The sequence below is a fragment of the Burkholderia sp. RF4-BP95 genome, from assembly GCF_001521985.1.
Taxonomy (GTDB): domain Bacteria; phylum Pseudomonadota; class Gammaproteobacteria; order Burkholderiales; family Burkholderiaceae; genus Burkholderia; species Burkholderia diffusa.
Window position 1 is genome coordinate 291,841 of record NZ_LOSX01000066.1, and the last position, 11,069, is coordinate 302,909.

Here is an 11,069-nt window from a genome sequence, read left to right on the forward strand (position 1 = left end):
TTCGACAGATTAATGTAAGGAAATCCTTGCAGTGTCCATCATTCATTCCGAGTCAGGGAACAGCGCGATGAAATCCTCCCCGTTGTCCGTGCGCGCCGGGTCGTGCCGCGCCGCCGTTGCCGCCGCGGTCGCCGCGCTGGCACTGGCGGGCTGCGCAAACTACATCGGCATCAAGAGCGACAAGCAGATCGCTCCCGCGTCGCAATTCGAAACCGCCCAGAGCCTGCCCGCCCAGGGCGGCCAGTGGCCGGCACTCGACTGGGCGAACCAGTTCGGCGATCCGCAGCTGCCGAAGCTGATCGACGAGGCGCTCCAGGGCAGCCCGTCGATCGCGCAGGCACAGGCGCGCATCGCGAAGGCGTCGTCGTACATCGAATCGTCGCGCTCGAACCTGATGCCGAAGGCCGAAGCCAGCTATTCGTGGACGCGCGAGCTGTATTCGTCGAACGCGCTGTTCCCGCCTCCGTACGGCGGCCAGTGGTATAGCGAGAACAACGCGCTCGCGAGCGCGTCGTGGGATCTCGACCTGTGGGGCAAGAACCGCGAGCGCCTGCATACGGCCGTGTCGCAGGAAAAAGCCGCCGAAGCCGACATGCAGCAGGCGCGCATCACGCTCGCGTCGTCGGTCGCCCGCACCTACAACTCGCTTGCGCAACTGTATGCGCTGCGCGACATCGCGCAACGCGAGATCACCAACCGTCAGACGGTCGGCAAGATCACCGACGGCCGCGTATCGGCCGGCCTCGACACCAACGTGGAGCGCCAGACCGCACGGGGCAACATCGCGACGACCCAGGCGTCGCTGTCCGACCTCGACGGCCAGATCACGACCGTGCGCTACCAACTCGCCGCGTTGCTCGGCAAGGGGCCGGACCGTGGGCTGCAGATCGCCGCGCCCGTGATGAACCCGACCGGCGAAGTCGCGCTGCCCGGCAACCTGCCGGCCGACCTCGTGTCGCGCCGTCCCGACATCGTCGCCGCGCGCTGGCAGGTCGAGGCCGCGATGCACGACGTGAAGGAAGCGAAGGCGGAATTCTTCCCCGACGTCAACCTCGCTGCCGGCTTCGGCTTCGATGCGTTCGGCTGGGGCAAATTCCTGAATTTCGCGAGCCGCCAGGCGCAGTTCGGCCCCGCCATCCACCTGCCGATCTTCGATGCCGGTGCGTTGCGCGCGCAGCTCAAGGGCCGCTATGCAGACTTCGACCTGTCGGTCGCGAACTACAACCAGACGCTCATCAGCGCGCTGAACGACGTCGCGACGCAGGTCGCGTCGATCCGCGCGGTCGATCGCCAGATGGACGACGCGCAGCGTGCGCTCGACGCGTCGACGCGTGCATACGACCTTGCCGTGATCCGCTACAAGGCCGGCCTGTCGCCACAGCTCCAGGTGCTGACCGCCGACAGCAACCGCCTCGCGTCCGAACAGACGGTGACGAACCTGAAGATGCGCCGGCGCGACATGCAGCTCGCGCTGATCAAGGCGCTCGGCGGTGGGTTCGACGCGACCGGCACGCGGCTCGCCGCGCCCGACGCCGACAAGCAGACAAAACAGGCCGCCAACTGATCCGGCGCCACAACTACGCAGACATTCGAAATAACGGACGGAGAAAATCGCCATGAGCGACCCTCAACAAAACGCCGCCAGCGCACAGGCGCAAAACAACGGGAAGCGCAAACGGATGATGACGCTGCTGATCGCGGTCATCGTGATCGCGGCCATCGCGTACGGTCTGTACTACTTCCTGGTCGCGCGCTTCCATGAAGAGACCGACGACGCGTACGTGAACGGCAACGTCGTGCAGATCACGCCGCAGGTCACGGGTACCGTGATCGCCGTGAAGGCCGACGACACGCAGACGGTCAAGGCCGGCGATCCGCTGGTCGTGCTCGACCCGGCCGACTCGCAGGTCGCGCTGCAGCAGGCCGAGGCCAACCTCGCGCAGACGGTACGCCAGGTGCGCGGCCTGTTCGTCAACGACGACCAGTACCGCGCGCAGGTCGCGCTGCGTCAGTCCGACCTGTCGAAGGCGCAGGACGACCTGCGCCGCCGGATGGCCGTCGCGCAAACGGGCGCCGTATCGCAGGAGGAAATCTCCCACGCACGCGACGCGGTGCGCGCCGCGCAGGCGTCGGTCGACGCGGCGCAGCAGCAGCTCGCCTCGAACCGCGCACTGACCGCGAACACGACGATCGCGTCGCACCCGAACGTGATGGCCGCGGCAGCGAAAGTTCGCGACGCGTATCTCGCGAACGCGCGCAACGTGCTGCCCGCGCCGGTCACCGGGTATGTCGCGAAGCGCTCGGTGCAGGTCGGCCAGCGCGTGTCGCCGGGCAACCCGCTGATGTCGGTCGTGCCGCTGAACGCTGTGTGGGTCGACGCCAACTTCAAGGAAGTTCAGCTCAAGCACATGCGCATCGGCCAGCCGGTCGAATTGACCGCCGACATCTACGGCTCGTCGGCCGTCTACCACGGCAAGGTCGTCGGCTTCTCGGCCGGCACGGGTTCGGCGTTCTCGCTGCTGCCGGCGCAGAATGCGACGGGCAACTGGATCAAGGTCGTGCAGCGCCTGCCGGTGCGTATCGAGATCGATCCGAAGGACCTGGAGAAGCACCCGCTGCGCATCGGCCTGTCGATGCAGGTCGACGTCGATATCAAGGACGAGCGCGGCGACCAGCTGGTCAACGCAAAGAACACCGTCTACGAGACCAGCGTGTTCGCGAAGTACGGCGACGAAGCCGACGCCGAGATCGCGCGCATCATCGCCGAGAATGCCGGCGGCAACGCGCCGGCACCGGCCGCGGCGAAGTCGACCGGCACCGCAAAGATGATGTAACGGCTCCGCTTCCGGAAAACTACCGACATGGCACAGGCTCCTGTCTCCCACCCGCCCCTGCAGGGCGGGCAACTCGTGCTCGGAACGATCGCGGTGTCGCTCGCGGTGTTCATGAACGTGCTCGACACGTCCATCGCGAACGTCGCGATCCCGACCATCTCGGGCGACCTCGGCGTATCGTCCGACCAGGGTACGTGGGTCATCACGTCGTTCGCCGTCGCGAACGCGATCTCCGTGCCGCTGACCGGCTGGCTGACCGATCGCTTCGGGCAGGTTCGTCTGTTCCTCGCGTCGATCATCCTGTTCGTCATCTCGTCGTGGATGTGCGGGCTGGCGCCGAGCCTGCCGTTCCTGCTCGCATCGCGCGTGCTCCAGGGCGCGGTCGCCGGGCCGATGATTCCGCTGTCGCAATCGCTGCTGCTGTCGAGCTATCCTCGCGCGAAAGCGCCGATGGCGCTCGCGCTGTGGTCGATGACGACGCTGATCGCACCGGTCGCGGGCCCGATCCTCGGCGGCTGGATTTCGGATAACTATTCGTGGCCGTGGATCTTCTACGTGAACATCCCGGTCGGCATCGCCGCCGCGCTGGCCACCTGGTCGATCTATCGCACGCGCGAATCCACGGTGCGTCGCGCGCCGATCGACGGCGTCGGCCTCGCGCTGCTCGTCTTGTGGGTCGGCTCGCTGCAGATCATGCTCGACAAGGGCAAGGATCTCGACTGGTTCGCGTCGACGACGATCATCGCGCTCGCGCTGATCGCGGTCATTTCGTTCGCGTTCTTCGTGATCTGGGAGCTGACCGCCGAACATCCGGTCGTCGACTTGTCGCTGTTCCGGATGCGCAACTTCACGGGCGGCACGATCGCCCTCGCGGTCGGCTACGGGCTCTACTTCGGCAACCTCGTGCTGCTGCCGCTGTGGCTGCAGACGCAGATCGGCTACACGGCAACCGATGCAGGTCTCGTGATGGCGCCCGTCGGGCTGTTCGCGATCCTGCTGTCGCCGCTGACCGGCAAGTTCCTGCCGCGCACGGACCCACGCTACATCGCGACCGCCGCATTCCTGACGTTCGCGCTGTGCTTCTGGATGCGCTCGCGCTACACGACCGGCGTCGACGAGTGGTCGCTGACGCTGCCGACGCTCGTGCAAGGCATCGCGATGGCCGGCTTCTTCATCCCGCTCGTGTCGATCACGCTGTCCGGCCTGCCCGGCCACCGCATCCCCGCGGCATCGGGCCTGTCGAACTTCGTGCGGATCATGTGCGGCGGCATCGGCACGTCGATCTTCCAGACCGCGTGGGACCACCGGAACAATTTCCACCACGCGCAACTGGTCGAGCAGACCAACCCGTACAATCCGACGTTCAACCAGGCCGTCACGCAGATGGGCAACCTCGGGCTGACGCAGGACCAGGCGCACGGTCTCATCAACAACATGGCCACGCAGCAGGCCGCGCAACTCGGCGTGAACGACCTGTTCTACATCTCCGCGGCGATCTTCGTGCTGCTGATCGGACTGATCTGGATCACGAAGCCCGAACGCGCGGGCGGTGGCGATGCGGGTGCGGCGGCGTCGGCTGCACACTGAGCACCGCGCTCGAACGCACACGCCAAACAAAAAGCCCGGTCGATTTCGACCGGGCTTTCTTTCATGCCGACGGCGCTTGCGCGCCGTGCATCACGCTGCCGTCACGACGAGGCGTTCAGGTGCCAGCACGCCGTTGGCCTTGCGAGCCACGCCGAGCAGCCGTGCCGCGTCGTACACGCGCACACGCTCGCCCTCCGCCGCGTCGATCGAATCGAGCGCCGACAGCGGCAGACGCTGGCCGTGCAGGAACCGCTTCGCGCAGGCTTCGTCGAGACGCACCAGCGGAAACGTCGACAGCAGCGCGTCGACCGGCTGAAGCCACGCATCGCGCGCCGCTTCGGCGGCGTCGGACAGCGCGTCGAGCGTCACCGCATGTTCGAGCGTCAGCGCGCCGACGCCCGTGCGACGCAGCATCGTCAGATGCGCGCCGCAACCGAGCGCTTCGCCGATATCCTCCGCCAGCGTGCGCACATACGTCCCCTTGCTGCAAGTCACGCGAAACGTCACGTCCGGCAGGTCGCAGGCCAGCAGATCGAGCGCATGGATCGTCACGTTGCGGCCTTCCCGTTCGACGGTCTGGCCCGCGCGCGCATATTCATACAGCGGCTTGCCGTCGCGCTTGAGCGCCGAATACATCGGCGGCACCTGCACGATCTCGCCGGTAAAGCGCGCGAGCGCTGCCTCCACTGCCGTCCGGTCGCATTCGACGACGCGCGTGTCGAGCACGTCGCCTTCGGCATCGCCGGTGGTCGTGCGCACGCCGAGACGCATCGTCGCTTCGTAGGTCTTGTCCGCTTCCAGCAAGTCCTGCGAGAACTTCGTCGCCTCGCCGAAGCACAGCGGCAACAGCCCCGAGGCCAGCGGATCGAGCGTGCCGGTATGGCCGGCTTTCTTCGCGAGAAGCAGGCGCTTCGCGCGAATCAGGGCGTCGTTACTCGACAGGCCGACCGGCTTGTCCAGCAGGAGGACGCCGTCCAGCGCGCGCCGCGGCACGCGTGGACGCTGAGGAGCTGCAGTCGTCATGGTGCGCGCGCGCTCACTCGTCCTTCGCGGGCGCGTCGGCTTCGTCGTCGTCCTTCGCGCGCGTCGAGTTGGCTTCCTTGATCAGACGCGACATTTCCACCGCCTTTTCGATCGTCTGGTCGTAATGGAAATGCAGCGTCGGCACCGTATGAATGTGCAGGCGCTTGAACAGCAGGTTGTGCAGGTGACCCGATGCGTGATTCAACGCTTCCTGCGTCTTGTCCGGATCGCCGGTGAGCGCCGTGAAATAGACCTTCGCGTGCGCATAATCCGGCGTGAGCTCCACGCTCTGGATGGTCACGATGCCGATGCGCGGGTCCTTGACCTCGCGCATGATGAGTTCGGACAGATCGCGTTGAATCTGGTCTGCAATCTGAACGTTGCGATTGGGGGAAGTACGTTTCCTGGACATGATCGATCCGTGATCCGTTTATCAGGATAAAGCGGCGCGCCGCTGGCACGCCACCATGAAAATGGGCGGGACAGGCCCAAGCCTGCCCCGCCCACGAGCCGATACGCGACGATTACAGCGTACGTGCGACTTCGGTCACTTCGAAGACTTCGAACTGGTCGCCTTCGATGATGTCGTTGAAGTTCTTCACCGACATACCGCACTCGAAGCCTTGCTTGACTTCCTTCACGTCGTCCTTGAAGCGCTTCAGCGATTCGAGTTCGCCCGTGAAGATCACGACGTTGTTGCGCAGCACGCGAACCGACGACGAGCGCTTGACGATACCGTCGGTGACCATACAGCCGGCAACCGTACCGACCTTCGGCACCTTGAACACCTGGCGCACCTCGACCATGCCCGTCACGACTTCGCGCTTCTCCGGCGCCAGCATGCCCGACATCGCGGCCTTCACCTCATCCACTGCGTCGTAGATGATGTTGTAGTAGCGAATGTCGATACCGTTCGCTTCGGCCAGCTTGCGCGCCTGTGCATCCGCACGCGTGTTGAAGCCGATGATGACCGCCTTCGATGCCGTCGCGAGGTTGACGTCGTTTTCGCTGATGCCGCCCACCGCGCTGTGCACGATCTGCACGCGCACTTCGTCGGTCGACAGCTTGAGCAGCGACTGCACGAGTGCTTCCTGCGACCCCTGCACGTCCGCCTTGATGATGAGCGGCAGGTTCTGCACTTCGCCTTCGCCCATCTGCTCGAGCATGCTTTCCAGCTTCGCGGCCTGCTGCTTCGCCAGCTTGACGTCGCGGAACTTGCCCTGACGGAACAGCGCGATTTCGCGTGCCTTGCGCTCGTCCGGCAGCACGATCACTTCCTCGCCCGCACCCGGCACTTCCGACAGACCCTGGATTTCGACCGGGATCGACGGGCCGGCTTCCTTCGTCGGCTTGCCGTTCTCGTCGAGCATCGCACGCACGCGGCCATAAGCCGTGCCTGCCAGCACGATGTCGCCGCGGTTCAGCGTACCGGACTGCACCAGGATCGTCGCGACCGGGCCCTTGCCCTTGTCCAGCTTCGCTTCGATCACGATGCCCTTGGCCGGCGCCTCGACCGGTGCCTTCAGTTCCAGCACTTCGGCCTGAAGCAGCACGTTCTCGAGCAGGTCGTCGATACCGGCACCCGTCTTCGCCGACACCGGCACGAACGGCGAATCGCCACCGTATTCTTCCGGCACGACGCCTTCCGCGACCAGTTCCTGCTTGACGCGGTCAGGGTTCGCTTCCGGCTTGTCGATCTTGTTGATCGCCACGACGATCGGCACGCCACCCGCCTTCGCGTGAGCGATGGCTTCCTTCGTCTGCGGCATCACGCCGTCGTCCGCAGCCACCACCAGCACGACGATATCGGTCGCCTTCGCGCCGCGTGCACGCATTGCCGTGAACGCCTCGTGACCCGGCGTATCGAGGAACGTGATGACACCGCGCGGCGTTTCGACGTGGTATGCGCCGATGTGCTGCGTAATGCCGCCCGCTTCGCCCGCTGCAACCTTCGCGCGGCGGATGTGGTCGAGCAGCGAGGTCTTGCCGTGGTCGACGTGACCCATCACGGTGACGACCGGCGGACGCGGCAGTTGCTCCGCATCGGTACCGGTCTCGCCTTCGACCAGCAGTGCTTCCGGATCGTCCAGCTTCGCGGCGACCGCACGGTGGCCCAGTTCCTCGACGACGATCATCGCCGTTTCCTGGTCCAGCACCTGGTTGATCGTGACCATCTGGCCCATCTTCATCATCACCTTGATGACTTCGGAGGCCTTGATCGACATCTTGTGCGCGAGATCGGCAACCGAGATGGTTTCCGGCACGTGCACTTCACGCACGATCGGCTCGGTCGGCGCCTGGAACGTCGATGCGCTGTCCTGGTGACGGCCGCGCCCCTTCGGGCCGCCGCGCCAACCGCGGTCGACGCCGCCGCTCGAATCGCCGCGCGTCTTGATGCCGCGGCGCTTGGCCGCGTCGTCCTGCCAGCCGCCCTTGCCGCCACCCGGCTTCTTGTTGCGGTCGCCCGCGCCTGCCGGTGCCTGCGTCGTCGCCGGCGCTGCGCCGGCCGGCTTCTTCACGGCCGGGCGTGCCTGCGCGCCTGCGCCTGCCGGCTTGGCCGGCTTGTGCAGCGTGCCCTTCGCTTCGGCCGGCTTCGGCGGTTCCACCGGCTTCGGCGGCTCGACTGCCTTGACCACGGCCTTGCGCGGCGTGTTCATCATTTCGCGGATCGCGCGTGCCTCGGCTTCTGCCGCCGCACGACGCTTGCTGATCTCTTCCTGCTCGGCCCGCGCCTTGTCGGCCGCCTCGCGGGCAGCGTCCTCGGCCTTCTTCGCCGCTTCACGCTGGGCCGCACGTTCGGCGGCCGCGCGCGCTTCGTCCTGCGCGGACTGCGCACCGGCTGCTTCCTGCTGGGCTTCGGCGGCCTGCTGGGCAGCAGCCTGCTGTGCCGCTGCGGCTTCGGCCGCGGCGCGCTTCGTCGCTGCTTCTTCCTCGGCACGACGGCGCTCGGCTTCGGCCGCTTCCTCGCGGGCACGGCGCTCGGCTTCCTCGCGCTCGAGGCGTTCCTGGCGCTCGCGCAGTTCCTGCGCCTGCTTTTCGAGCAGCTCCGCCTCGCGGCGCGCTTCTTCCTCGCGACGCTTCAGATCCGCATCGTCATCCGCTTCGGCAACCTGCGCCTGACCCTGTTCCGCACCCTCGGCCACGTCGTCGCGCTTGACGAACGTACGCTTCTTGCGGACCTCGACCTGAATGGTGCGAGCCTTGCCCGTCGCGTCAGACTGCTTGATCTCCGACGTATGCTTGCGGGTCAGCGTGATCTTGCGCTTGTCGCCGTCGGTTGCGCCGTGCGACTTGCGCAAATGATCGAGCAGACGCGCCTTGTCCGCCTCGGACAGCGCATCGTCTTCACTCGCTTTCTGGACGCCCGCTGCCTGCAGCTGTTCGAGCAGCACACCAGCAGGCATTTTCAGTTCCGCGGCAAATTGGGCTACGTTGTTACTCGCCATTCATTCCTCTTAGTGCAAGGACCGATTCCTTGCGGTTAGCATCGGGTCAGGCCATACGGCCGCCATCAAATCAGTGCGCCATGGTCATTTCTCACTGGAACCAGTGTTCACGTGCTTTCATGATCAACGCCTTAGCGGCATCCTCTTCCATCCCGGTCATGTCGACCAGTTCATCCACAGCCAGCTCGGCGAGATCGTCGCGCGTCTGCATGCCGTGTTCGGCCAGCTTCGCGAGCAACTCCGGCGTGACGCCGTCGAGGCCCTTCAAATCCAGCGCTGCGTTTTCGACCTTTTCTTCGTTCGCGATCGCCATCGTCAACAGTGCGTCGCGTGCGCGGTTGCGCAGCTCGTGCACGGTGTCCTCGTCGAATGCCTCGATTTCGAGCATTTCGTTGAGCGGCACGTAAGCGATCTCTTCGAGGCTCGTGAAGCCTTCGTCGATCAGGATGTCGGCAACTTCTTCGTCGACGTCGAGACGCGCCATGAACAGCGAACGCAGTCGATCGCGCTCTTCACCCTGCTTCAGGGCGGACTCGTCCGGCGTCATGATGTTGATCTGCCAGCCGGTCAGCTCGCCGGCAAGGCGAACGTTCTGACCGCTGCGGCCGATCGCGACAGCCAGCTCGTTTTCGTCGACGACGACGTCCATCGAGTGCTTTTCTTCATCGACGACGATCGACTGGACGGCTGCCGGCGCGAGCGCGCCGATCACGAACTGGGCGGGATCCTCGGACCATAGCACGATGTCGATGTTTTCGCCACCGAGCTCGTTGCGCACGGCCTGCACGCGCGAACCGCGGATGCCGACGCAGGTGCCGATCGGATCGATCCGCTTGTCGTAGGCGATCACGCCGATCTTCGCGCGCACGCCCGGATCGCGAGCGGCTGCCTTGATCTCGAGCAGGCCCTGCTCGATTTCCGGCACTTCCATCTCGAACAACTTCATCAGGAACTCGGGCGCCGTGCGCGAGAGTTCGATCTGCGGGCCGCGCGCGGTGCGGTCGACCTTCGCGATGTATGCACGCACGCGGTCACCCACGCGCAGGTTTTCCTTCGGGATCAGCTGGTCGCGACGCAGCAGCGCTTCGACACGACCCGATTCGACGATGAAGTTGCCCTTGTCGAGGCGCTTCACCGTGCCCGTCATGATCTTTTCGCCGCGCTCGAGATAATCGTTCAGGATCTGCTCGCGCTCGGCATCGCGCACCTTCTGCAGAATCACCTGCTTGGCGGCTTGCGCGCCGATACGGCCGAACTCGATCGACGGCACCGGCTCCTCGATGAATTCGCCGACTTCGACGTCGGGGTTCTGCTCACGCGCTTCGAACAGCAGGATCTCGCGATCCGGCTCCTGCAAGCCTGCCTCGTCGGGCACGACGAGCCAGCGACGGAAGGTTTCGTGCTCGCCGCTTTCGCGATCGATATGGACGCGGATTTCGGCGCCTTCGTCGAACAGCTTCTTGGAAGCGGACGCGAGCGCAGCCTCGAGGGCGCCCAGCACCACATCCTTGTCGACGTTTTTCTCGCGCGCCAGCGCATCCACCAGCATCAACACTTCGCGACTCATTATTTGCGGCTCCTAAAGTCAACTTGCGGAATCAGGCGGGCTTTGTCGATATCGGCCAGCGTGAAATCCAGCATGGCTGCCTCGCCCTTCTTCCTCTCAAATTCCAAACCGATCGTTTCGCCATTCGGCGCGTGCAGAATGCCCCGGTACGTCTTGCGCCCGTCCAGCGGCTTTTTCAAGGTCACGGAAACTTCGCTACCGGCGAAGCGCTCGAAGTCGGCCAGCTTCTTCAACGGGCGGTCGAGCCCCGGTGACGAGACTTCGAGCCGTTCGTAATCGATGTTTTCGACCGTCAAGACGTGCTGGAGCTGACGCGTGACCTTTTCGCAATCTTCGAGCGAGATGCCGGCAGGCTGATCGATATAGATGCAAAGCATGCCGCGCCCGGTGCGCTCGAGATCCACCAGCTCGTAGCCGAGCCCGGTGACCGTGGTTTCTATCAGTTCCGTCAGTTGCACAGTGTCCTCTCAGGTGTTCGCGCCCGCCGCTCGCGATTCACCCGCGGGCGCGCGCCTTAGCCGGCGCAGGAAGCGCTACCCGAGATGCCTAACCGTTTCAGCAAAAAAAAATGGGCGGAACGCCCATCTTCTTACTGGTGGTCGCACCTGAGCC

Annotated in this window: 8 protein-coding genes; 3 read left to right on the plus strand and 5 right to left on the minus strand. The window is 65.2% G+C overall.

The window, feature by feature from the left end; genetic code table 11:
- Positions 1-67: 67 nt before the first annotated feature.
- Genes WS46_RS22500 through WS46_RS22510 form a run of 3 tightly spaced genes read left to right on the plus strand, consistent with a single transcriptional unit; the run spans position 68 to position 4,421 of the window.
- Entirely contained in the window at positions 68-1,564 is a 1,497-nt protein-coding gene (locus WS46_RS22500) for an efflux transporter outer membrane subunit (RefSeq protein WP_059691811.1), read from the plus strand.
- 52 nt (positions 1,565-1,616) lie between these two features.
- A complete protein-coding gene (locus WS46_RS22505) occupies positions 1,617-2,834 on the plus strand; it encodes an efflux RND transporter periplasmic adaptor subunit (RefSeq protein WP_059691812.1) in 1,218 nt (405 codons plus the stop codon).
- A 27-nt stretch (positions 2,835-2,861) separates the two neighbouring features.
- Positions 2,862-4,421: a DHA2 family efflux MFS transporter permease subunit gene (locus WS46_RS22510; RefSeq protein WP_057924316.1), complete on the plus strand. Its 1,560-nt coding sequence runs from the start codon at positions 2,862-2,864 to the stop codon at positions 4,419-4,421.
- Positions 4,422-4,511: 90 nt separating this feature from the next.
- Here WS46_RS22510 and truB read toward each other — a convergent pair whose 3' ends face one another.
- The 5 genes from truB to rimP form a co-directional block, all read right to left on the minus strand.
- Entirely contained in the window at positions 4,512-5,444 is a 933-nt protein-coding gene (gene truB, locus WS46_RS22515; RefSeq protein WP_059691813.1) for a tRNA pseudouridine(55) synthase TruB, read from the minus strand.
- 13 nt (positions 5,445-5,457) lie between these two features.
- Positions 5,458-5,778 carry a 30S ribosome-binding factor RbfA gene (rbfA, locus tag WS46_RS22520; protein ID WP_373557200.1) on the minus strand — a complete coding sequence of 107 codons (321 nt, stop codon included), beginning with the start codon at positions 5,776-5,778 and terminating at the stop codon, positions 5,458-5,460.
- A gap of 190 nt (positions 5,779-5,968) precedes the next feature.
- Complete coding sequence (gene infB, locus WS46_RS22525; protein WP_059533057.1) at positions 5,969-8,890, minus strand: translation initiation factor IF-2; 2,922 nt, start codon at positions 8,888-8,890, stop codon at positions 5,969-5,971.
- Between the two features lie 91 nt (positions 8,891-8,981).
- Positions 8,982-10,457 (minus strand): transcription termination factor NusA, encoded by a 1,476-nt coding sequence (gene nusA, locus WS46_RS22530; protein ID WP_059533060.1) that lies wholly within the window; start codon positions 10,455-10,457, stop codon positions 8,982-8,984.
- On the minus strand, positions 10,457-10,915 hold the full coding sequence (gene rimP, locus WS46_RS22535) for a ribosome maturation factor RimP (protein WP_014897219.1): 459 nt from the start codon (positions 10,913-10,915) through the stop codon (positions 10,457-10,459). Before rimP ends, nusA begins: the two co-directional genes overlap by 1 nt.
- Positions 10,916-11,069 lie beyond the last annotated feature (154 nt).

Coding starts and splice junctions, on each gene's coding strand:
- rbfA (WP_373557200.1), bottom strand. CDS start 5,778: ATGCGCGAGGTCAAGGACCCGCGCATCGGCATCGTGACCATCCAGAGC.
- WS46_RS22505 (WP_059691812.1), top strand. CDS start 1,617: ATGAGCGACCCTCAACAAAACGCCGCCAGCGCACAGGCGCAAAACAAC.
- nusA (WP_059533060.1), bottom strand. CDS start 10,457: ATGAGTCGCGAAGTGTTGATGCTGGTGGATGCGCTGGCGCGCGAGAAA.
- WS46_RS22510 (WP_057924316.1), top strand. CDS start 2,862: ATGGCACAGGCTCCTGTCTCCCACCCGCCCCTGCAGGGCGGGCAACTC.
- truB (WP_059691813.1), bottom strand. CDS start 5,444: ATGACGACTGCAGCTCCTCAGCGTCCACGCGTGCCGCGGCGCGCGCTG.
- infB (WP_059533057.1), bottom strand. CDS start 8,890: ATGGCGAGTAACAACGTAGCCCAATTTGCCGCGGAACTGAAAATGCCT.
- WS46_RS22500 (WP_059691811.1), top strand. CDS start 68: ATGAAATCCTCCCCGTTGTCCGTGCGCGCCGGGTCGTGCCGCGCCGCC.